Raw genomic sequence first — 21882 nt, forward strand, 5'->3', positions numbered from 1 at the left:
ATCGACGAAACCCTCGCCGCCAAGTATCCTTACAAGCCCGCATACCTCCCCGTCGCAAGGCTCGAAGATGGTACCATGTGGAATTGGTAAGGCCGATAGAGGCAGCCAGACATAAAGAAACGGGGGCCGCCAAGCCCCCGTTTTTCGTTCAGCCTTCCATCTGCTCCAGACTGACGCCCTTGGTTTCGCGCACCATGGCGCGGACGAAGAAGAAGGACGCCGCCGCCGCCACCGCGTAGCCGGTATAGGCCACCGCCAGACCCGGCGAGACGACCAGCGCGGGGAAGCTGACCGAGATGGCCGCATTGGCGATCCATTGGGCAAAGCCCGAAACCGCCAGCCCCGAGCCACGGATCTGATTGGGGAACATTTCGCCCAGCATCACCCACATGATCGGGCCCCAGCTCATGTTGAAAAACACAACATAGGCATTGGCCGCCAGCAGTGCGATCACGCCATTATGCCCCGGCAGGCTGACCGAACCATCGGCGCCATGAATGGCGGTGGAAAAGGCCCAAGCCACGACGCCCAGCGTAACCGCCATGCCCGCCGAGCCGACCAGCAGCAGCGGCTTGCGCCCCACCCGGTCAACCAGCAGCAGCGTGGCAAGGCAGCCGACAATTGAAACCACGCCCGACAGGATGTTGATCTGCAAGGAATAGCTTTCCGAGAAACCCACCGCCTGCCACAGGGTTGCGCCGTAATAGAACACGACGTTGATGCCCACGAGCTGTTGAAACACGGCCAGCCCGATGCCCGTCCACACGATGGGGCGGATACGCCCGGTGGCCTTGTCGATCAGGTCGGACAGGCGCGGGCGGTGGTGGTCGGCAGCAAGGCTGTCGCGGATTTCGCCCACCATGCGGCGCGCCACATCGCCGTCGAACAGACGGGTCAGCACGCTCTGCGCCCCCGCTTCGTCACCGCGCGCGACAAGATAGCGCGGGCTTTCGGGGATAAACATCAGCGCGACGAAATAGATCGCCGCAGGCATCGCCTGAAGCCAGAACATCCAGCGCCATGCGGGCTGGTCGGCCCACAGGATCGCGGTGGAATCGCCCGCCACCTGCGCCAGGATATAATTGACGACAAAGGCGCCCGTCAGGCCGGTGATGATCATCACCTGCTGCACGCTGGAGAGGCGGCCGCGCACATGGGCGGGCACGACCTCGGAAATATAGACCGGCGAAATGACGCTGGCCGCGCCCACGCCAAGGCCGCCGATGATGCGCGCCAGAATGAACACCAGCGACGAACCCGCCGCCCCGGCGATCAGCGCGCTGATCAGAAACAGCACGGCGGCCAGTTTCATCACCCCGCGCCGCCCGATCCGGTCGGCCAGACGCCCCGCGCCAAACGCACCCACCGACGAGCCGACAAGGATCGCGCCGACATTGATGCCGATGCCCACCTTGCCAAGGTCAAAGGCGGCCTCCAGCCCTTTTTGCGTGCCGTTGATCACGCCTGAATCATAGCCGAACATAAAGCCGCCGATCGTGGCCACCGCCACGATCATCGCGATCAAGCCCGTATTGACGGGGCCTTCCGATTGCTCCTGCATCCTCTCTCTCCCGTAAATTCTTATACTTGAGCCAGAACGCTCGGCATTCCCGCCACGCCCGGATCAAAGGCGAACAGCGCGCCCGCCAAAGGCTGCTGCGCGCGTTCCTGCGCCGACAATCCCTTGGCGGCGGTCGTTGCATAGGCGGTGCGCAGGTCCGGCCCGCCAAAGGCGATCTTGGTGATATTGGCCACCGGAAAGCGGATGGTCTGCATCAGCGCCCCGCTGGGATCATAACGCCGCACGCCCCAGCCCGCGAAAAGGCTGACCCAGACGCAGCCCTCGGCATCGACGCAGGGACCATCGGGATAACCCTCGTCGATGTCGGCAAACAGGCGGGTGGCGACAATGCGCCCATCCTCGAGCGTACTGGCCCAGACTTTGCGGCCCAGCGTGTCATTGTGATAAAGCGTCGCGCCGTCGGGCGAGAAGGCCGGGCCATTGGTGATCGACACCGGCGGCAGGCCGCTTTCCGTGCATCCGGCGCCATCCAGACGATAGAAGCGCCCGGTTTCGGCCGCCTCACCATCATCCATCGATCCAAGCCAGATCGCGCCATCGCCCGCCACCGTAGCATCGTTCAAGCGATTGCCCGGCAGATGGGCCTCGGGCGCGACAAGGAGCGAAAACGCCCCCGTCGCTGGATCGAAACGATGCACGCCCGTCTGCAGGCCCGCGATCATATCCCCGCGCGCGCTGGGCAGCACCCAGCCGACCTGCGCGGGCGCGGCCCATGTGCGCTGCTCGCCGGTGGCGGGGGTGAAGCGATGGATCGCGGGCGCCTTGATATCGACGAACCACAGCGCCGCGTCGCGCTCCACCCAGACCGGGCCTTCGCCCAGCGTGGCGCCCAGCGCCCAGACCGATTGCGGCGCCATTATCGCCACCCCGCGTCGACCCAATATTCATGGCCCGTAATCAGCCGCGCATCGTCCGAGGCCAGAAACAGCGCCAGCGCCGCCACGTCATAGGGCAACAGGCGGCCATCGAGGCATTGCGCGGCAACGATCTCGGCCTCGCCCTCGGGCGTGTACCATCTTTCCTGACGCGGGGTTTTGACATTGCCGGGGATGATGCTGGTCACGCGGATATTGTCGCGGCCCAGCTCACGCGCCAATCCGCGCGTCATGCCCTCGATCGCGGCCTTGGCGGTCTGATAGACCACCAGATCCTCAAGGCCCAGATGCCAACTGATCGAGCCGAGATTGATGATGGCCCCACCGCCCGCGCGCTTCATCGATGGCACGGCGGCCTGCGCCACAAAGAACTGATGGCGCAGGTTCACCGCCATGCGTTCGTCCCAATAGGCGGGGGTGACTTCGGCCACGGAATGGCGGTCGTCATTGGCGGCGTTGTTGATCACCACGTCGATGCCGCCCAGCGTTTCTTCCACCTGCGCCATCATCGCCTGAACGGCGGCCATGTCGGTCAGATCGCAGGGGAAGAACACCGGCGCGGGATTCGCGCCGGTGTTCAGGCGGGCTGCAACCGCCTTTCCTGCCTCTTCTGCAATGTCGCAGAAAGCCACTTTCGCGCCCTGCGCCACAAAGGCTTCGACGAAACCTTCACCAATGCCGCTGGCGCCGCCGCTGATGAAAACGCGCTTGCCCGCAAGGCTGGGATAGATCGCGCGCCCGTTGTTAACAGCGCTCATGCTTTCGCTCCCAGCAGGCCGCGAGCGCCCAGATTGGCGTAAAACGCGGCGATGCCCTGCGTCCAGGGCTGGGCTTCCTTGCTGGTGACCACGGTGTTGACCAGCTTGCCCAGCTTGGGGGTCGAGATCGTCACGACATCGCCCACCTTATGCGTGAACCCACGGCCCAGATCGTCGCGGTCCTGTGTGGGGGCGAACAGGGTTCCGAGGAACAGCGTGAAGCCATCGGGATATTGATGCTCGCTCAGCGTCTGGCGCACCAGATCGAGCGGATCGCGGCTGATTTCGCGCATACTGGAATGGCCCTCAAGGCGATAGCCCTCCGGCCCTTCGATCAGCAGATCGACCTCGGCATTGCGCACATCGTCAATCGAGAAACTGTCATCGAACAGGCGCACCAGCGGCCCGAGCGAGCAGGACGCGTTATTGTCCTTCGCCTTGCCCAGCAAGAGCGCGCTGCGCCCTTCGATGTCGCGCAGGTTGACGTCATTGCCCAGCATCGCGCCAACGGCCTTGCCGCCCGCATCAACCAGCAGCACGACTTCGGGTTCGGGGTTGTTCCATGTGCTGTCGCTGCGCACGCCCACCTCGGCCAGCGCGCCGACCGTGGCCAGCACCGGCGCCTTGGTGAAGACTTCGGCGTAAGGCCCGATGGCGACTTCGAGATATTGCGACCACAGGCCATCGGCGATCAGCAATTCCTTGAGCGCCTCGGCCTCAACCGAGCCGGGCACGACCGAGCGGATCGAACCGCCCACGCGCTCCTCGATGCGGGCGCGGATTTCCAGCGCCTTGCTCGAATCGCCGCGCGCGCGTTCCTCGATCACGCGCTCCAGCGTGCTGGTGGCAAAGGTCACGCCGCAGGCCTTGATGACCTGAAGGTCCACCGGGCTGAGCCAGGGCGCATCGAGTTCATCAAGCGGCCCCAGAACGCGGCCCGCCGAAGCATCGAGCGGCAGCGCCTCGACCAGTTGCGACACCGTGGGCGCCACGCCCGACATATCATAAGCCACCCCGCCCTCGACCAGAATCGGGGTGGGGCCTTCGGGCAACTGCACCCGGCCAAGGAAACGGCCGCCGCGCCAATCGGCGGGCAGCAGGGCCGCGAAGGAAGAATTCCCAGACATTTTCTCTCCAGACAGGATTTTCGACACCAAACGCGGGCGCGCGGCGTTGACAAAGCTTGATAGCGCTACCATCATGTAAACAGGCTCGCTGTCAAGTGGTTTCGAAAGCGCGGCGGGAAATCACTGGCATCGCGTTCATCGCGCGCTAGAGCATTTTCAGGAAGACCGTTTCGACGCATCGGCTCGGAACATGCGACCATCAAGGATTTGGGCCTTTTGGCTCATGGTAAAAGCGCTCTAGGGCTGCCCGGAGGGAGAGATACAGATGACCGATAATTCCACCCGCCGTTTCCGTTCGCAGGACTGGTTTGCCGATCCGGCGCGGTCGGACATGGTAGCGCTCTATCTGGAACGCTTCATGAATTACGGGATCACGCCCGACGAACTGCGCTCCGGCCGCCCGATCATCGGTATTGCACAGAGCGGCAGCGACCTTTCGCCCTGCAACCGCATCCACCTCGATCTGGCCAAGCGCGTGCGTGACGGCATCCGCGATGCGGGTGGGATCTGCATGGAATTTCCGGTTCATCCGATCTTTGAAAACTGCCGCCGCCCCACCGCCGCGCTGGATCGCAATCTGGCCTATCTGGGGCTGGTGGAGATCCTTTATGGCTATCCCATCGACGCGGTGGTGCTGACCACGGGCTGCGACAAGACCACCCCCAGCCAGGTGATGGCGGCCAGCACGGTGGATATTCCCGCCATTGTCCTGTCGGGCGGGCCGATGCTCGACGGGTGGCATGAAGGCGATCTGGTGGGGTCGGGCACGGTGATCTGGCGCAGCCGCCGCAAGCTGGCGGCGGGCGAGATCGACGAGGAAGAGTTCCTTCAGCGCGCCTGCGATTCGGCTCCTTCGGCGGGCCATTGCAATACGATGGGCACGGCCTCGACCATGAATGCCGTGGCCGAAGCGCTTGGCCTGTCGCTGCCCGGATGCGCGGCGATCCCCGCGCCCTATCGCGAGCGCGGCCAGATTGCTTATGAAACCGGCCGCCGGATTGTGGAGATGGCCTATGAGGACCTGCGCCCGTCCAAGATCCTGACGCGCGAGAGCTTTTTGAACGCCATCCGCGTGGTTACGGCTATCGGCGGGTCGAGCAACGCCCAGCCCCATATCGTCGCCATGGCACGCCATGCAAGCGTGGAAATCACCGCCGCCGACTGGATGGAGCATGGCTATGACCTGCCGCTGATCGTCGATATGCAGCCTGCGGGCCGTTTCCTTGGCGAGCGCTTCCACCGCGCGGGCGGCGTGCCTTCGGTGATGTGGGAATTGCTGCAACAGGGCGTGCTGGATGGCGATTGCCTGAGCGTGACGGGCGGGACAGTGGCGCAAAATGTAGGCGCGCGCCCTGCCCGCGACCGCGAGGTGATCCGCCCCTTTACCGAGCCTTTGAAGGAAAAGGCGGGCTTCCTCGTGCTGTCGGGCAATCTGTTCGATTTCGGCATCATGAAGACCAGCGTGATTTCCGAGGAATTCCGCGCCCGCTATCTGTCCAACCCTGAAAACCCCGGCACGTTTGAAGCGCGCGCGGTGGTGTTTGAAGGGGGCGACGATTATCATCACCGGATCGACGATCCTGCGCTGAACATCGATGAAAACTGCATCCTCGTCATGCGCGGCGCAGGGCCTCAGGGCTGGCCGGGCAGCGCCGAGGTGGTGAACATGCAGCCGCCCGCCGCACTGATCCAGCGCGGAGTGCAATGGCTGCCCACGCTTGGCGACGGGCGCCAGTCGGGCACCTCGGACAGCCCATCGATCCTTAACTGCTCGCCCGAAAGCGCGGTGGGCGGCGGACTGTCATGGCTGCGCACGGGCGACATCATCCGCATCGATGTGGTCAAGGGCACCTGCAACGCGCTGGTTTCGGACGAAGAAATCGCGCGCCGCCGAGCCGAACCCCTGCCCCCGGTTCCGCCCAGCAACACGCCTTGGGAGGAACTCTATCGCGAGAAGACCGGACAGATGGGCGAAGGGGCCGTGCTGGAAATGGCGGTCAAATATCGCGGGCTGGCGGCAAAGACGCCCCGACATAATCACTGACAAAAAAGGCCGCTGGAAACAGCGGCCTTTTTCATATCAGAGGTCGAGGATCCTGTCGGGCGCCTCGGGCTTGGGCGCTTGAGGCGGAATGAAATTGGGCACATCGCGGCTGTTGCGCGTGTCCTGCGGCACGCCGCTGGTGTTGACATACCAGTTGAGCAGGCGCTGCTGGAGCGCAGCCTGATCCTTGGCCACCGCCTTGGTGCCGATCAGATTGCGCGTCTCGCCCGGATCGGCGATGCGGTCGTAAAACTCGCTCTGCCCCTGCGGACGGTGGATATAGGTGTGACGCTGCGTGCGAACGCTGGCCGCGCGCGACACCAAGACCGGCTCCTGCGCCGCCAGTTGCGACTTCATCCGATACAGCCCGCCCGACGGCGTATCGAAGGCCTGCGGTTCATAGGAGTTGATCCCCGCCTCGGTAAACGCGGCGCGATTGGGATCGCCCGCGCCCCCATGGATCTGCGGCAAGAGCGAGCGCCCGAACTGCGTGCCCCCCGAACGCGCCCCGGCCAGCGAGAGGAAGCTGGGCATGATGTCGTAAAGCTCGACCATATCCTGCGCCACATGGCCGCCCGCCACGCCCGGAACGCGCCCGATCAGCGGCACATGCGTCAGACAGCTTTCCAGCCCGCCATGCCATTTTTCAACCAGGCCATAATCGCCCGCATAATCGCCATGGTCCGATCCCACGAACACGGCGGTATCCTTGTCGCGGCCCGTGCGTTCGAGAGCATCAAGCAATTCACCCAGCAGCCAGTCGGCATAGGACACCTGCCCGTAATAGGCGGCGCGCACGCGGGCGAAAACCTCCGGCCCGGCCTTGTCCAAGCCATAGGCGCGGCGGATCGCCTCATGATAGGCCGGTTTGCCCGAGAGGCCCGGCGGGATCAGCGCGGGCAGATCCTCGGGCTTGTACATCGCGGCGAAATCGGCGGGGGCGCGGTAGGGCGGATGAGGCTGGAAAATCGGCAGGAACAGGCAGAAGGGCCGGTCGCTCTCCTTGCGCTCGATCACGTGGATGGCACGCTGGATAATGCCGTAATCGCTGGTCTCGCGCCGGTCGCCCATGGGGGGCAGCAACATCGTGACCGGGCCATTGTTGACCCCCGCCCGCGCGCCCGGCGCATGATCGCCCGAGGCCGCGCCGGGCGCTGGCGGATCGGCCCATGCGGTCAGGCTGGTGGCGAAGGTTTCAGGCGCCAGCACATCATTCTTGCCGAAGAAGAACGTGTCATAGCCCGATTGCCGCAACATCGCGAAGAGATTGGGCTCATTGGGCTGGATCAGATAGGAAAAACCGCGATGGCCGGTGGCGCTGGTGGGCAGGCCCGTCAGCATCGAGCAGCGCGAGGCCGCACAGACCGGATATTGCACATGGGCGTTGCGGAACATCGTGCCCGATTTGGCCAGACGGTCGAAATTGGGCGTGCGCGTGACCGGATTGCCATAACAGGCCAACGCATCGGCGCGCAGTTCATCGGGAAAGAACAGGATCAGATTGGGGCGCGAACCGGCGCTGGAAGGCACCGGTACAGCCAAAGGCGCAGCCTGCGCCAGATCGGCATGAGACAGGACGCCGGACAGCATCCCGGCACCGATACCGCCCATGATATTGCGGCGTGTGAGAGGCACATTCATGGGCGGTATCTTTCGTTTTATACAGCGTCGGGCTGGTTTTCCGGGCGCGCCGCATCAAAAGCGGGCAGCGCCAGACAGGCTTCCTCGATGGCCAGCAGGCGCGCGGGGGTGTCCTTCGCGCCAAAGCGGCGCGCGTTGACCAGTTGCGGCACAAGGCACACATCAGCCAAAGTCACCGTATCGCCAAAGCAGAACCGGCCCGCATAAGGCGCGATCAGCGCATCAAAAGCGGCAAAGCCTTCCTCGATCACGCGGGCAGCCCATGCGCTTTCATCACCGCCCAGCGCTTTCACCCAGCCCAGCACTTTCAGGTTCTGGATCGGATGGGTGTCGATGGCGATGACCTGCGCCGCCGCGCGGACATGGGCGCGCAGGATCGGATCGGCGGGCAGCAAACGCGGGCCGTCATGCGTTTCATCGAGATATTCGATGATCGCCAGACTTTGCGTCAGCACCGTCCCGTCCACTTCCAGCGCGGGCACCAGCCCTTGCGGGTTAAGCGCCAGATAGGTGGGCGAACGCTGCGCCCCATCGCGCAGGCTATAGCTGACATTGCCATAGGCGATGCCCTTCAGCCCCAGCGCGATGCGCACCCGATAGGATGCGCCCGAGCGGAAGAAGCCGTGCAGCAGCGGCTCAGACATCGGCCTTGGGCCCGACCTTGATCGTGCAGGGCGTCAGGCCCTCGACCGAGATCACGATCTCGTCGCCCGTCACCACCGCGCCGACGCCGGCGGGCGTGCCGGTGTAGATCAGGTCGCCCGGCTCAAGGCGATAGAAGCGCGAGACATAGGCGATCACCTCGTCCACACTCCAGATCAGGTCGGCCAGATCGGCGTCCTGCTTGATGTCGCCATTAACGGTCAGGCTGATGCGGCCGGTCTTGAGCTCGCCCGTTTCCGAAACCGGATGGATGATGCCCAGCGGGCTGGACTGTTCGACATTCTTGCCGGTGTCCCAGGGGCGCCCCTTGTCGCGCGCTTCAAGCTGAACGTCGCGGCGCGTCATGTCGAGGCCGGTGGCATAGCCGTAAACGTGGCTCAGCGCATCGGATTCGGCAATGTTGCGACCGCCCTTGCCGATCGCCACGACCAGTTCGGCCTCATAGTGGAAATTGGCGGTTTCGGGCGGATAGGCGATGGTCGTGCCGCTGGGCACAACGGTTTCGGCCCATTTGGTGAAGAAGAAGGGCGCCTCGCGCGTCGGGTCCTTGCCCATTTCGCGGGCATGGGCGGCATAATTGCGCCCGATGCAGAACAAGCGGCGGACCGGGAAGCCCTTGCCTTCGGTGGTTTCGGCGATGATCGGAGCCGGAGGTGCAAACAGCGTCATCTTACGAGTTCCATTCACGGTAGAGGTTCAGTTTTTCTTGGGATGCCTTGTCCGAATAGGCAAACAGCACAAGCGTCTCGCCCGCCTGAAGCACCAGTTCGCTCCACGAAGGCACGGCGAAAACATCGCGTTCGGACAGGTTGATTTCGGTGTCGCCCACCTTGGCGGTGCCGCTGCCTTCGACCACGACAAAGATTGTGCCGTCGCTGGACTTGCGCGGTTTGGTTGCAAAACCGGCGGGGATCAGGCGGACATGAGCGGCGATGGTGGGCATGATCGGCCCGCCATCAGCCGGATTGGTGAATTCCAGCGCATGGCCCATATGCGGGTCGATATCGCCGCTGGCCGCCAGCGCGTCCAGAGCGGGGCGCCACTGGGCATAGGGGTAGTGGAACAAGGGCTGATGCGCGGGGCGGCGGTCGGCCGCCGTGCCGCGCATGGGCCGCATGTTGTGGCCATAACGGGCCAGCGTATCGCCCGCAGGCGCGCTTTCGGGGAAGGCTTTGCCGTCATAGTGTTCGGCAAATTGCGCGTCGAACAGGCGGACGGTGGGAATATCCAGACCATCGAGCCAGATCATCGGCTTGTCGCTGGGATTGCCATGATCATGCCACTGGCCGCCCGGCGTCAGCACGAGGTCGAAGGGGCGCATGATCGCCTTTTCGCCGTCCAGCGCAGTAAAGGCGCCCTCGCCCTCCATCACAAAGCGCAGCGCCGACTGGCTGTGGCGATGGCAGGGTGCGACTTCGCCCGGCAGGATCAGTTGCAGGCCCGCATAGAGGCTGGGCGTGATCGCGGATTGACCGGGCAGGCCGGGGTTTTCCAGGATCAGCACGCGGCGCTCGGCCTTTTCCGCGCTGATCAGGTCCCCGGCGCGCATCAGGTAATTGCGGGCCTCGTCATAATTCCACCGATGGGCATGGGCCGCAGAGCGCGGAAACGGGCGCACCAGATCGGCCAGGGATTCCCACAAAGGCGTCAGATAGGAGGGAGCCATTTCATCATAGAGCGCATGCAACTGGGCCTGCTGCTCATTCGCCAGCGTCATTGTCGAATCCTCTCAACTCGGGAACAGATTTGGCTCTGCATCCTCATCTGGCGAAAAGTGATGGCGCGCGCAACCAAAAAATTGTAGCGCTATACCAGAGTTTCGCAATCGAGGGCTTGCGCTCTGCCCCTGCTCTCTCGTAGCGCTGAAACGGCAGGGGGCCAAGCTGTTGCGGGCCCGATCACGAATGGACCGATGCCGATCATGTCAAACCCCATCCCCGCCCGGTCCAGACGTTCGCGCCAGAGCATCACCATCCAGTCGGTGGCCGATCTGGCCGGGGTCAGCCCGATGACGGTTTCCCATGTCCTGAACGGCACCAAGAGCGTGCGCGAGGCGACGCGGGCGGCGGTTTTGAAGGCGGTGGAGGAGTTGGGCTATGTGCCCAATGCGGCCGCCCGCTCTTTGGCCAGTGCGCGTTCTCCCCGCATCGGCATCGTCTATCGCAATGCGCAGAATGCGTTTCTCTCGGCCATGCTGGTGGGGGCGCTGAACGCCGCCGCGCGCGCGGGCGCCCAGATCATCATCCGCAAATGCGACGACCTGTCCGCCGCCGCCGCGATAGAGGCTGTGTCCTCCCTCGTGCGCAGTGGGGCCAGCGCGATCCTGCTTGCTCCGCCCTATAATGAGATGCTCTCGGGCAGCCCAACCATTGCCGGGCTTGGCGTGCCGATTGCCGCGATTGCCTGCGGGCGGGCGCTGGATGACATGGACGTGGTGGGCATTGACGAGCGCGGCGCGGCGATGGACATGACCAATTACCTGCTCGACCGGGGATACAGGCGCATCGGTTTCGTGCTGGGCGCATCGACCCATTCGGCCAGCAAGGCGCGTTTTGAAGGCTATGGCGCGGCGCTCTCGGCGCGGGGGCTGGGGCTGGACCCGACCTTGATCGCGCCGGGTGATTTCACCTTTGAATCGGGCCTGAGTGCGGGCGCCGTCCTGCTCGACCTGAAAACTCCGCCCGATGCGATCTTTGCCAGCAATGATGATATGGCGGCGGGCGTCGTACTGGCCGCCCATCGCCGGGGCCTGCGCATTCCGCAGGATGTCGCTGTGGCCGGGTTTGACGATGCGCCCATTGCGGTCAAGATCTGGCCGCCGCTGACCACGGTGCGTCAGGATATCGACCTGATGGCGGCGCAGGCCACCAACTGGCTGGTGGAGCGCCACCGCGACGGCGAGGCCGACCGCCCCTTTACCGCCCAGTGGCACCCCTATCAGATCGTCACGCGCGAAAGCACCTGATTACTGCGATGCAAGGATGCGCCGATAATCGCGCATCCCCATCCACAACAGCACCACCGAGAGCGGCGAGGCCACCGCGCAAACCAGCGAGATCGCCAGATTGAGCGACTTGGGATCGTGGAACCAGTAATCGGTGACCAGCGCAATGGCCGTCGGACCAAGCGCCGCGCCGATCAGGTTGATCGTCAGCATATAGGCCGCCGACATCAGCGCACGCATCCGGTTGGGCGTCAGTTCCTGAAGCGTGGCAAGCCCACCGCCATAATTGAACCCGGCAAAGAAGTTCATCACCCCCACCAACGCCAGCGCCACATAGGGGTTGGGCATCAAGGGAAAGCCGATGGTGATCGGCACCAGCATGCAGAAGCCGAAAAGCGCAGCGACCAGATTGCCATGCGCCATGCCCCGGCGGCGCAGCACCGTGGCGACATAGCCGCCGGTCAGCGCGCCGGTCGTGCCGCACAGGAAGATGACCGGGCCAAGGATCTTGCCCACCGAGGCCGTGGTCCAGCCATAGGTGCGCTCAAAAAACGCCGGGACCCAGACCGCCGTGCCATTGCCGACAAGGATCATCAGCGCAAAGCCCAGCATGATGCCGATATAGGCCCGGCGGCGCGCGCCGATATGGGCAAAGAATTGCGAGAGCGGCGCGCTCGGTTCCTTGGCGCCGACGCCCTGACGGGCCGGTTCGCGCAGGGTGAACGTGACCGCCGCCAGCACAATGCCCGGCAGGCCCAGCAGCAGGAACACCAGTTGCCACCCCTTCATCGCGCCAAAGATCGGCAGGATGATCGAGGCGGTCGGCTGGATATGGGTGAACACCACGCCGCCGATCACCAGCGCCGAAGCATTGCCCAGATAGATACCGATCTGATAGATCGACATGGCCAGCGGCAGGCGCTCCTTGGGGAAATAATCCGACAGCAGCGAGAGGGCCGAAGGCGTCAGCCCGCCCTCACCCGCGCCAACGCCCACGCGGGCGGCAAACAGCATGGTAAAGCTGCGCGCCAGACCGCAAAGGCTGGTGGCCACGCTCCACACAAAGATCGCGCCCGCCACGATGTTGCGCCGGTTTGACCGATCCGCCAGACGCGCAATCGGCAGGCCCACGGCAATGTAGAACAGCGTGAAGGACAGGCCGTAAAGCAGGCTGATCGCCGTATCGGAAATGCCCAGATCCTGCTTGATCGGCTGAACCAGCAGGGCCAGCGCCTGACGGTCGATAAAGGCCAGCGTGTTGGCCAGCATCAGCACAATGGCCACCCACCATGCGCGGCCCGCCGAGGGCCATGGGGCGGAAGATTGCTCCTGGGTTTGCATCTTTGTCTGCTTTTCCAAAAAGTTGGGCCTATTGCGCCGGTTTTGCCGCCGCGACTGGTAAAACGGTGATGATGATACGTCGATAGGCCAGCATCGCGGGCGCGCCGCGATCGGACAGTTCGAGGATGACATGCAGGTCGCGCGGGGCGCCCACCATGGGCATGGTGATGGCGGTTGCCATGGCGTCGGGCGCGGCGATGGTGGCGGGGGCCTGAGGCGGAATGCCGCCGACATCGCGATATTGCCACCAATGGGCACTCAGTGCGTCGCCATCAGGATCGCGCGACTGGCCCGCATCGAGGCGGATCGTCTCGCCCGCCCGCGCCGTGATGCGCAAGGGCGCGCGGCCCGCCTCGCCATTGACGACAGCCTCGGGCGCGTGGTTGGCCTTGGCGCGATCGGGCATCAGCGTCCATGCCATGCGCGCGGCAAAGTCATTCTGAAACGCACCGCGCCAGCGATAGATCGTCGCCTGATTGCCCGCATAGGTCGCGCCGTCGCGGGTGAAGACATCCTTGGTGTCGGCATACAATCCGGCCCCCGGAGCCGCCACCATATAGCGCCCGCCCCACGAGCCCCAATCGGGCCTTTCAGGATCGGACAGGCCATTGGGGATCATATAGAGCAGCGAGGGCGTGTCGCCCTCCATGATGAAGGCGGGCAAGGGATAGAGCCCGCCCAGCGGACCACGGCGGATATTGGCCTCCAGCCATGGGTCCATCACCTTGTCGCGGTCGGGCCATTGTTCGGCGCTGCGGCGGTCGCCGGAGATGCCGCTCCATGCCGCCATGGTATATTGGCCCCAGCCGTGGATGCTGGCGATCCAGAACAGCGATGGGAAATTCCGGCGCGCCCATGGCCCGGCGTCATCCTGATCGGAAATCGAATAGACGCGCAGTTTGCTTAAGAAGCGGGCCTGATCGGCCGGGCTGCGCGTGGCGCGGATATGCCAGAGGGCCTGCGCCAGATCGGTGACGCCGCTCCATGCCAGGACCCAGAGCGGGCGCGTCGCGCTGCCCGCGTCGACGGCGGCGATGATGGCGGCGCTGGCCTTGGTGTCATGCCCCTTGCCAACGCCCTTCATGCCATAGAGCGGCGCGCCCGCAATACGGCGCTGGCGCAGGGTGTCGGGCGATGGATAGCCATCGGCGTGATGGGTCAGATTGGGCCAGACCTGCGCATAGGCGTCGAGGCGCTGGTCGATCAGATCGGGGCGAACCCGGTCGCGCTGCCACGTCGATGTGGTGGCGATGATCGCGGCAATGTCGAATTCGTTGGCATAGAGCAGCAGGCGGACGAGGCTTTCGGAATCGTCGGGCTCATTGCCAATGTCGGTCAGGACAAGGATACGTGATTTTGCCGAAGCCGGAGGCGTGATTTTGACTGGAGCTGGCTCAGAGGCCGGCGCTGGATGGGACGCCAGGCCAAAAGCGGCCAGCCCCAGCCAAAACCGTCTGCGCGCCGGGAGGGAAAACCCGGCGCGCAGGAGGGAAACCAAGGGCGAGAAACCGCCCCGCCGCATCAGAAGCGGAAGCCCACGGTCGCGCCGAAGTAACGACGCGAGTCCTTATTGAAGTTCGCCCACAGGTCGCCCGAATTGGCCGTGTTGGCCAGCAGGGTGCCGTGGTTCAACTGGGTGTAGTAATTCTGGTTGAACATGTTGCGCACGAACACGGTCGCGCTCCAGCGGTTATCCGGGCCATGCACACCGATGCTGCCATCGACCAGCGTATAAGCGCCCTGCGCCAGCATCGGGTCCTGATTGAGCGCGAAGATCGTCGAGCTTTGATAATTGAGAGCCATCTGGATGAAGCCCGTCAGATTGCCGAAGTCGCGTTCATAGCGCGGGATGATGCCAAAGCGATAGGCCGGAGTTGCGGGCAGCTTGCCGCCCACAACGTCGATGATCGCGCTCGATGTGCTGGTCACACCGCCGGTCGTGGTCTGCTTGAGATAGCAGGTGTTCGACGGGAAGTTGGAGGAATAAGTCGAGAGGCCCGTCTGCTGCTGGATGGCGCAGCTCTGGCCCGGCACGTCGATGGTGGCGTCGGTGTAGGAGAAGTTCGCGCCGATGCTCAGGCCCTTGACGGGGCGCAGCGTGGCCTCGACTTCAAAGCCCTGCGAACGCGACTTGCCCGCATTGGCCAGCACGGTGTTGAACGTGCCGGTCGAAACGTCCGTGACCAACGCCTGCACCTGAAGATCGGTGAAGTCCGAGCGGAAGATCGCCGTGTTGATGTCGAGCAGACCGCCCGGCGCCGACCACTTCAGGCCCAGTTCGTAGGCATTCACGCGCTCGGGCGCCAGACCGGTCTGGGTGGCAAAGTTGGTGCCGATGTCGATATCCAGCGCAAAGGCCTTATAGCCGCGCGTATAGCTGGCATAGGCCTGAAGGTTGCGATTGAATTCATAGCGCAGGCCCGCCTTGCCGGTCAGCGCCGACCCGCTGCGGCGGGTGGTGCCGTTCGACACGACCGTGCCGGGGAACAGCACGTCGCCGCTGTTGATCGGGCCGTAATTGCTGCCGGTCACGCGCTGGGCTTCATACTGTTCGCGGATACCGGCAATGACGTGCAGGCCGCCCACGGCGCGCCAGTCGATCTGGCCGAAACCGGCGATATTGTCGCCCGCATAGGTACCGTTCATCCCGGCCGACTGGCTGACCTGCGTGCCCGAGCAGGCAGCACCGATCGAGGCGCCCGACGAGCAGGTCAGGCGGCGGCGCGATTGATAGCGGTTGAGGTTGATGTGGTTGTAGAACACGCCCGCGACATAGGTCAGGTCGCTGTTGCCGTTCGAACCGATGCGCAGTTCCTGCGACCAGTTGTTATAGGCCACATGGTTGAAATTGTCGTTCCACTGCGAATAGGCGAAGGCGCCGACATAGCGATTGGGGTTCGAGGCGATCTGGTCCGGCTCGAACTGGTCGGAATCGGTAAAGCGCTGAAACGCGGTGATCGAGGTGACCGTGGCCTTGCCCAGATCGAGGTCGCCCTGCAGCGAGACGATGTTGGTGGTGGTGCGGTAATAGCCAGCGCCGTCGTTCGACACAGTGCGGTTCGTCGGCGTGGCCGAGATATTGCCCAGCAGCGTCTGCATGTTGGGCGTGGTGATCTTGACCGGCACGCGCGAACAGCAATCGGCGTCCGTGCTGTTCATGTCGGCCAGCAGCTTGATCTTGAGATTGCTGGCGGCATCCCATTCCAGCTTGCCGCGCACACCCCAGCTCTTGACGCCATTGGTGTTGCGGCCGGTGTTGGCGTTGTAGATGAAGCCGCCCACGTCATTGTAATAGCCGCTGATGCGGCCCTTGACGTTTTCGGACAGCGGGCCGGACACCGAACCCTTGACGCGATATTCGCCCTTTTCGGCGATGGTGGCGTCAAAATGGCCGGTCAGATGGTTGGTGGGGGCCTCGGTCACGATGTTGATGACACCGGCGGTCGCGTTCTTGCCGAACAGCGTGCCCTGCGGCCCGCGCAGCACTTCGACGCGCTGAAGATCGGCAAGGTCAGCAAAGCCCTGAACCTGACGCGGGGCGACCACGCCATCGACCACCACGGCCACTGCCGATTCCACGCCATAGCTGAAGAGCTGGGTGCCCACACCGCGGATGCGGAAGCTGGAATTGCCCGGACCATTGCCCGCCTGATAGGACAGCGCGGGAACGGCGCGCGTCAGGCTGGCGGTGTCGTTGATCTGCTGATTGGCAAGGCTGGCGCCCGACACAGCGGTCACGGCCAGCGGCACGGCGACCAGACGCTCGGAGCGCTTCTGCGCGGTCACGACGATGTCGCCGGGGACTTCGGCGGCGGGTTCGGCAACCGGGGCGGCCTGCTGGGCCAGCGCGGGCGTGGCAATGGCCAGCGCGGCAAGGCTGGACACGGCGAACAGGTGGATAGTCTTGGTCATTCTCGGATACCTCCCGGTGGCGCGTTGGCCGGTGGCGCATCGGGCAGGCGAAGGAGGCTGGCGTCAGCCTCAAAATCCCCATCTCCCGATGCCTTGTTCAGGCTTGTTCTCAGATGCCGCGCGACAATATGTGGATTAGCGCTACACCTTATGGCGCTCTAGTCGTGCCAAATCGCGCCTATGTCAAGGGGGTGATACGGCATCGGAAAACGGTTTGCCGCAGACCTGTTGCCAAGGAACCTCGGAAATCCCTCATATTTTGCGAAATACCCTCGCCTCTCGACAAATTTGGCGGCATGGGCTAGCGCAGGTTTAGCGGTATTCATACAGCAATGCCAAATTCCGCCCCAATATGACCCGAGAGGACCACTGCGCATGACCGCCCCTACCCTGCCCCCGCAATCTACTGAAACCCAGCAGACTGTCGCGGCCGAGGTCGAAGCGCTGCTCGCGCAAATGACGCTGGCCGAAAAGGTCGAAATGATGTCGGGGCAAGGGTTTTTCACCGCTTTGCAGGAAGACAATCGCGTATGGGGCGCCCGCCCCTATCGCGCTGGCAGCGGCAATGCGCGACTGGGCCTTTCGCCTCTGTGGTTCACCGATGGCCCGCGCGGGGTCACGCGCGGCAATTCCACCTGCTTTCCCTGCACCATGGCGCGCGGGGCCACGTTCGACGCTGATCTCGAACTGCGAATCGGCGAAGCGATGGGGATCGAGGGGCGCGCGCAGGACTGCAATTTCTCCGGCGCGGTCTGCATCAACCTGCTGCGCCATCCGGCATGGGGCCGCGCGCAGGAAACCTATGGCGAGGACCCCTGGCATCTGGGCGTCATGGGCGCGGCGATGGGCACTGGCATCCAGACCCACAATATCATCGCCACGGTCAAGCATTTCGCGCTGAATTCCATGGAAAATGCGCGTTTCAAGGTGAACGTGCTGGCCGACGAACGCGCGCTGCACGAAGTCTATCTGCCCCATTTCAAACATTGCCTTGATGCGGGCATCGCCAGCGTGATGACCTCGTATAACAAGGTGAACGGCGAATATTGCGGTCAGGACCGCGTGCTGCTGACCGAGATCCTGCGCGACGAATGGAAATTTGAGGGCTTTGTCCATTCCGACTGGGTGCGCGGGGTTTACAAGGTCTATGGCGCCTCGGCGGGGCTGGATATCGAAAATCCCGAACCCTTGGTGTTTGGCGAAAAGCTGGTCACGGCGGTCGAGGAAGGTCTGGTCGAACCCTATGTCGTGGACCGGGCATGCCGCCGTATCCTGACCACGCAATTGGCATTCGCCCGGCGCGAAGATCCCCTGCCCGCCTATGGCAAGGAGCTGATCGCGTGTGACGCCCATCGCGCCTTGGCGCTGGAGGCGGCGCGCAAATGTGCGGTGCTGCTGGAAAATGACGGCGTTCTGCCGCTGCGCCGCGACCGGGTGAAGAAGCTGGCGGTGCTGGGCGCGCTGGCCGCGCTGGAAAACACCGGCGATAATGGATCGAGCCGCGTGCGCCCGCCCTATGTCGTCACGCCGCTCGAAGGGCTACGCCGGATGCTGGGCGAGGAAGCCGTTCTCCACGCCGATGAGAGCGATCTGGACGCCGCACGCGCCGCAGCCGAGGCCACCGATGCGGTGCTGGTTGTGGCGGGTTATACGGCCAAGGAAGAGGGCGAATATATCCTTGGCGACATCGCCCTTGGCGCCGACAAGAAGCCGCGCGGCCCCAGCCTTTCGCCCACCCCCATCGGCGGCGACCGTGTGGGCCTGACCCTGCCGGAGGCGCAGGTCGCGCTGATCCGCGCAGCGACGGCCAGCGGCAAGCCGGTGTTGGTGGCCATCGTGGCCGGTTCGGCGGTGCTGGTCGAGGAATGGCGCGGCGATGTGAACGCCATCCTGATGAGCTTTTACGCCGGTATGGAGGGCGGCACCGCGCTGGCCGAAGTGCTGTTTGGCGATGTGTGCCCCTCGGGCAAGCTGCCCTTTACGGTGGCGCGCGATGCGGCGCATTACCCCTTCTTCGACCGCGATGCGGAAGAGATCACCTATGACCTCTGGCATGGCTATACCAAGCTGGAGCGTGAAGGCATTGCCCCGCGCTATGCCTTCGGTCATGGCCTGTCCTATGCCACCTTTGCCTATAGCGCGCTGAACGCTCGCGTGGCGGGCGAGGCCATCGAAGTGTCGGTCGCCGTGCGCAACACCGGCGATGTGGCCGCCGACGAGGTGGTGCAATGCTATATCGGCGCGCCGGGCGTCGAGGCCGAGCGCGCGGTCAAGCAATTGCGTGGCTTTGCCCGCGTATCGCTGGCGCCGGGGGAAACGGCCATTGCGCGCTTTACCGTGGCGCACGACACGATGCGCTGGCGCGCGGGTCGCGAATGGCGGCTCGAACCCGGAACCTATCGGGTTTACGCAGGGGGCAGCAGTGCCGCCTGCCTCCAGACCAGCGTCGAGGTCTGACGCGCGGCATCCGAAACACCAGCGAGGAGGGGCGTCCAACCGGGCGCCCCTTTTTTCTTGGCCCCCAAGTTTTTCTTATCCCGCGCCAAACAAGCGTTGCTGGATAAATCTCAACTCATTCAGTAGAGGTTTTGACGTCCAGCGGGGGTCCTCCCTCCCTCCCCCGCCGGGCCGCGGCTTTTGATCTCCCGTGTCAGCTTGCTCCGCGTCACCAAAGGCTAAAGCGGCACGAGGCTGACGGCGCGTTTCCCGCTCCTTGTCTCGTGCTTTGTTGCACAGACAGGATGATGTGAAATGCCGATTGCCGTATCCCGCCCCCGCCCCGTCCCTCTCCGCCATTTGGCAGGTACGCCCTTGCCGCATCCCTCGTGGCGGCCTACCGGATCATCTCATGACGCAAAACAATCCATCAGCGCATCAGAATTCTGGCAACGCCTCGGGCTTTGAACCGCCGCTGGTGGATCTGCCCGCGCTGGCCGATGCGCTGCGCGGGCGGCGGCATCAGTGGCGATTGTCGCAGGATCACGATTCGGCCTATGGCGCGCATGGTTTCCCCTCGCGTCTGGCGCTGGGGCAAATTCTGGACAATCTGGCCTCGGCCCTGTTTCCCATGCGGCTTGGCCCACGCGGGCTGACGCTGGACACCGAGGATGCGTTTGTCATCGCCTCGCTGCGCCGCGCGCTGCCCGATCTGGCGGCGCAGATCCGCATGGAGCTGCACGCGGGCCGCGCCCAGAATGAGGCCGAAATCCACGCGCAGGCCAATGCCATTGTCGCCGCGCTTGCCGACAGCCTGCCCGATGTGCGCCGGTTGCTCGACACCGATCTGGAGGCCGCCTTTGCCGGCGATCCTGCGGCGCGCACGGTGGATGAAGTGCTGCTCTGCTACCCTTCTCTGACCGCGATGCTGCATTATCGCATTGCCCATGTGCTCTACGCCCATGGCGCTCCGCTGGTCGCGCGGATCATCACCGAGATCGCCCATTCGCGCACCGGCATCGATATCCACCCCGGCGCCACCATCGATGAGAGCTTTTTCATCGACCACGGCACCGGCGTCGTCATCGGCCAGACCGCGATCATCGGCAAGCGGGTGCGCCTGTATCAGGCCGTCACGCTGGGCGCGCGCAGCTTTGCCTCGGATGACAATGGCCATCTGATCAACACCCCGCGCCATCCGGTGATCGAGGATGATGTGGTGATCTATGCAGGCGCGACGATCCTTGGCCGCATCACGATTGGCGCGGGGAGCGCGATCGGCGGCAATGTCTGGCTGACGCGCTCGGTCGCCCCGCGCAGCGTAGTGCGACAAGGCACGCCCAGCATTTCGATTGAAACCGATCCGCTGGCCAACTGGCCCTAAGCCGCAACCGAATGGGGCGCATTGCCCCATTCGAAATGCAGGTCCGAACGCTCGACAAAACTGGCCAGACGCTGGGTCAGCACCGGCATTGGCCGCGCGCCCGTCAGCACCTTTTGCGGCACATGGGGCGCCAGCATCCGCACCAGACTATAGGCATAGTTGCGCAGCAAGGAGCCTTTGAGCAGCGCAACCTTGGTGCTGGAATGCGGGAACAGGCGGTGCGATTGGGGCAGGATCTGCACCCCCTCGCCATGCCCGTTGATCATCGCCATCTGCGCGACAATGCCCACCCCCATGCCAAGGCGCACATAGGTCTTGATGACATCGGCATCCATCGCGGTCAGCCGCAGATCGGGCCTGATCCCCGCCGCCTCGAACGCATCGACCACCCCCGACCCGCCCGCGAAATCGCGGCTGTAAGTAATCAGCGGGAACCCGGCGATATCGGCCAGCGTGGGTGCAGGCAGGCGGGAAAGCGGATGGCCATCGGGAACGATCACCACATGATGCCAATCGAAACAGGTGAAGGTCGACAGGTCCGATACCTCGTCCAGCGCCTGTGTCGCCAGCCCCAGATCGGCCTCGCCGCGCAGCAGCATGTCCGAAACATAGCGCGGCGTGCCCTGGCGGATTTCCACCTCGACATCGGGAAATTCGCGGGCAAAGCGCAAAAGCACCGGGGGCAGCACATAGGAGGCCTGATTATGCGTCGCCGCAATCGTCAGCCGCCCCTTGTCCTGCGCCACGAACTGGGCCGACAGACGTTTCAGATTATCCGCCTCATGCAGCAGGCGATCGACCACCTCGGCCACATGCCCGCCCGCCTTGGTCAGGCCCACCAGCCTTTTGCCCCGGCGCACAAAAATGTCGATGCCCAATTCCGCCTCCAGATCGCGGATCTGCTTGCTGACCCCCGATTGCGAGGTGAAGAGCTGATTGGCCACCTCGGTCAGATTGAGGTCATTGTGCAAGGCGGCCCGCACATAGCGCAATTGCTGGAAATTCATGCGGCCCCCTGATTGTGCCCGGATTATCTCTACACATTTAGTTGAGTAATCCAGGCAAGGGCAAACAACATAGTCTTGGGCACATTGCAGATCAGCTTTGCCGGCGCAGATCCCGGGCGCCCGATAACGATCTGTCTCCGCCCGATCTCGGGAAAGGGGTTGCCGCAT

The 21882-nt window shown here is 64.1% G+C and carries 16 protein-coding genes; 4 read left to right on the forward strand and 12 right to left on the reverse strand.

The features are described 5' to 3' along the window. Positions 1-148: 148 nt before the first annotated feature. From BGP00_RS16900 to BGP00_RS16915, 4 genes are read right to left on the reverse strand one after another with little or no spacing between them, the layout of a single operon-like run. On the reverse strand, positions 149-1561 hold the full coding sequence (locus tag BGP00_RS16900) for a sugar porter family MFS transporter (protein WP_292687483.1): 1413 nt from the start codon (positions 1559-1561) through the stop codon (positions 149-151). Between the two features lie 20 nt (positions 1562-1581). Further along, a complete protein-coding gene (locus BGP00_RS16905) occupies positions 1582-2439 on the reverse strand; it encodes an SMP-30/gluconolactonase/LRE family protein (RefSeq protein WP_292687481.1) in 858 nt (285 codons plus the stop codon). Then, positions 2439-3215 (reverse strand): SDR family oxidoreductase, encoded by a 777-nt coding sequence (locus tag BGP00_RS16910; RefSeq protein ID WP_292687479.1) that lies wholly within the window; start codon positions 3213-3215, stop codon positions 2439-2441. Before BGP00_RS16910 ends, BGP00_RS16905 begins: the two co-directional genes overlap by 1 nt. Beyond that, positions 3212-4342, reverse strand: a complete 1131-nt coding sequence (locus tag BGP00_RS16915; protein ID WP_292687477.1) for a fumarylacetoacetate hydrolase family protein — start codon at positions 4340-4342, stop codon at positions 3212-3214. Before BGP00_RS16915 ends, BGP00_RS16910 begins: the two co-directional genes overlap by 4 nt. A 265-nt stretch (positions 4343-4607) precedes the next feature. On the opposite strand from BGP00_RS16915, the gene BGP00_RS16920 reads away from it, so the two are divergent. After that, positions 4608-6386 carry an IlvD/Edd family dehydratase gene (locus tag BGP00_RS16920; protein ID WP_292687475.1) on the forward strand — a complete coding sequence of 593 codons (1779 nt, stop codon included), beginning with the start codon at positions 4608-4610 and terminating at the stop codon, positions 6384-6386. A 36-nt stretch (positions 6387-6422) separates the two neighbouring features. On the opposite strand, the gene BGP00_RS16925 is transcribed toward BGP00_RS16920, so the two are convergent. The 4 genes from BGP00_RS16925 to gtdA are packed head-to-tail and all read right to left on the reverse strand — an operon-like array spanning position 6423 to position 10407. Beyond that, the gene (locus BGP00_RS16925) at positions 6423-8027 is read right to left on the reverse strand and encodes a sulfatase-like hydrolase/transferase (protein ID WP_292687473.1); all 1605 of its coding nucleotides are present in this window, start codon (positions 8025-8027) and stop codon (positions 6423-6425) included. A gap of 17 nt (positions 8028-8044) precedes the next feature. Beyond that, positions 8045-8671: a maleylacetoacetate isomerase gene (gene maiA, locus BGP00_RS16930; protein ID WP_292687472.1), complete on the reverse strand. Its 627-nt coding sequence runs from the start codon at positions 8669-8671 to the stop codon at positions 8045-8047. Next, positions 8664-9359, reverse strand: a complete 696-nt coding sequence (locus BGP00_RS16935; protein ID WP_168605959.1) for a fumarylacetoacetate hydrolase family protein — start codon at positions 9357-9359, stop codon at positions 8664-8666. Before BGP00_RS16935 ends, maiA begins: the two co-directional genes overlap by 8 nt. A gap of 1 nt (position 9360) precedes the next feature. Then, positions 9361-10407 carry a gentisate 1,2-dioxygenase gene (gtdA, locus tag BGP00_RS16940; protein WP_292687469.1) on the reverse strand — a complete coding sequence of 349 codons (1047 nt, stop codon included), beginning with the start codon at positions 10405-10407 and terminating at the stop codon, positions 9361-9363. Between the two features lie 204 nt (positions 10408-10611). Here gtdA and BGP00_RS16945 point away from each other — a divergent pair, with 204 nt between their 5' ends. After that, positions 10612-11655, forward strand: a complete 1044-nt coding sequence (locus BGP00_RS16945) for a LacI family DNA-binding transcriptional regulator (RefSeq protein WP_292687467.1) — start codon at positions 10612-10614, stop codon at positions 11653-11655. Here BGP00_RS16945 and BGP00_RS16950 read toward each other — a convergent pair whose 3' ends face one another. The 3 genes from BGP00_RS16950 to BGP00_RS16960 are packed head-to-tail and all read right to left on the reverse strand — an operon-like array spanning position 11656 to position 16887. Continuing rightward, positions 11656-12975 (reverse strand): MFS transporter, encoded by a 1320-nt coding sequence (locus BGP00_RS16950; RefSeq protein WP_168605956.1) that lies wholly within the window; start codon positions 12973-12975, stop codon positions 11656-11658. It abuts the gene before it with no gap. 28 nt (positions 12976-13003) lie between these two features. After that, entirely contained in the window at positions 13004-14473 is a 1470-nt protein-coding gene (locus BGP00_RS16955) for a nucleoside hydrolase-like domain-containing protein (protein ID WP_292687462.1), read from the reverse strand. Positions 14474-14496: 23 nt separating this feature from the next. After that, positions 14497-16887 (reverse strand): TonB-dependent receptor, encoded by a 2391-nt coding sequence (locus tag BGP00_RS16960; protein WP_292687460.1) that lies wholly within the window; start codon positions 16885-16887, stop codon positions 14497-14499. Positions 16888-17262: 375 nt separating this feature from the next. On the opposite strand from BGP00_RS16960, the gene BGP00_RS16965 reads away from it, so the two are divergent. Further along, entirely contained in the window at positions 17263-19344 is a 2082-nt protein-coding gene (locus BGP00_RS16965) for a glycoside hydrolase family 3 C-terminal domain-containing protein (protein WP_292687458.1), read from the forward strand. Positions 19345-19735: 391 nt separating this feature from the next. After that, positions 19736-20707: a serine O-acetyltransferase EpsC gene (epsC, locus tag BGP00_RS16970; protein WP_292687456.1), complete on the forward strand. Its 972-nt coding sequence runs from the start codon at positions 19736-19738 to the stop codon at positions 20705-20707. Here epsC and BGP00_RS16975 read toward each other — a convergent pair. Beyond that, entirely contained in the window at positions 20704-21714 is a 1011-nt protein-coding gene (locus BGP00_RS16975) for a LysR substrate-binding domain-containing protein (protein WP_292687454.1), read from the reverse strand. The two genes, epsC and BGP00_RS16975, sit on opposite strands and share 4 nt — an antisense overlap. Positions 21715-21882: the final 168 nt, after the last annotated feature.

It is taken from the genome of Novosphingobium sp. 63-713, from assembly GCF_001898925.1.
Lineage (GTDB): Bacteria > Pseudomonadota > Alphaproteobacteria > Sphingomonadales > Sphingomonadaceae > Novosphingobium.

Excerpts from the sequence above, each read along its gene's own strand:
- BGP00_RS16975 (WP_292687454.1), bottom strand. The coding sequence starts at position 21,714 with ATGAATTTCCAGCAATTGCGCTATGTGCGGGCCGCCTTGCACAATGAC.
- BGP00_RS16945 (WP_292687467.1), top strand. The coding sequence starts at position 10,612 with ATGTCAAACCCCATCCCCGCCCGGTCCAGACGTTCGCGCCAGAGCATC.
- BGP00_RS16965 (WP_292687458.1), top strand. The coding sequence starts at position 17,263 with ATGACCGCCCCTACCCTGCCCCCGCAATCTACTGAAACCCAGCAGACT.
- BGP00_RS16910 (WP_292687479.1), bottom strand. The coding sequence starts at position 3,215 with ATGAGCGCTGTTAACAACGGGCGCGCGATCTATCCCAGCCTTGCGGGC.
- BGP00_RS16925 (WP_292687473.1), bottom strand. The coding sequence starts at position 8,027 with ATGAATGTGCCTCTCACACGCCGCAATATCATGGGCGGTATCGGTGCC.
- gtdA (WP_292687469.1), bottom strand. The coding sequence starts at position 10,407 with ATGACGCTGGCGAATGAGCAGCAGGCCCAGTTGCATGCGCTCTATGAT.
- BGP00_RS16960 (WP_292687460.1), bottom strand. The coding sequence starts at position 16,887 with ATGACCAAGACTATCCACCTGTTCGCCGTGTCCAGCCTTGCCGCGCTG.
- BGP00_RS16935 (WP_168605959.1), bottom strand. The coding sequence starts at position 9,359 with ATGACGCTGTTTGCACCTCCGGCTCCGATCATCGCCGAAACCACCGAA.
- BGP00_RS16920 (WP_292687475.1), top strand. The coding sequence starts at position 4,608 with ATGACCGATAATTCCACCCGCCGTTTCCGTTCGCAGGACTGGTTTGCC.
- BGP00_RS16900 (WP_292687483.1), bottom strand. The coding sequence starts at position 1,561 with ATGCAGGAGCAATCGGAAGGCCCCGTCAATACGGGCTTGATCGCGATG.
- BGP00_RS16950 (WP_168605956.1), bottom strand. The coding sequence starts at position 12,975 with ATGCAAACCCAGGAGCAATCTTCCGCCCCATGGCCCTCGGCGGGCCGC.
- epsC (WP_292687456.1), top strand. The coding sequence starts at position 19,736 with ATGACGCAAAACAATCCATCAGCGCATCAGAATTCTGGCAACGCCTCG.
- BGP00_RS16905 (WP_292687481.1), bottom strand. The coding sequence starts at position 2,439 with ATGGCGCCGCAATCGGTCTGGGCGCTGGGCGCCACGCTGGGCGAAGGC.
- maiA (WP_292687472.1), bottom strand. The coding sequence starts at position 8,671 with ATGTCTGAGCCGCTGCTGCACGGCTTCTTCCGCTCGGGCGCATCCTAT.
- BGP00_RS16915 (WP_292687477.1), bottom strand. The coding sequence starts at position 4,342 with ATGTCTGGGAATTCTTCCTTCGCGGCCCTGCTGCCCGCCGATTGGCGC.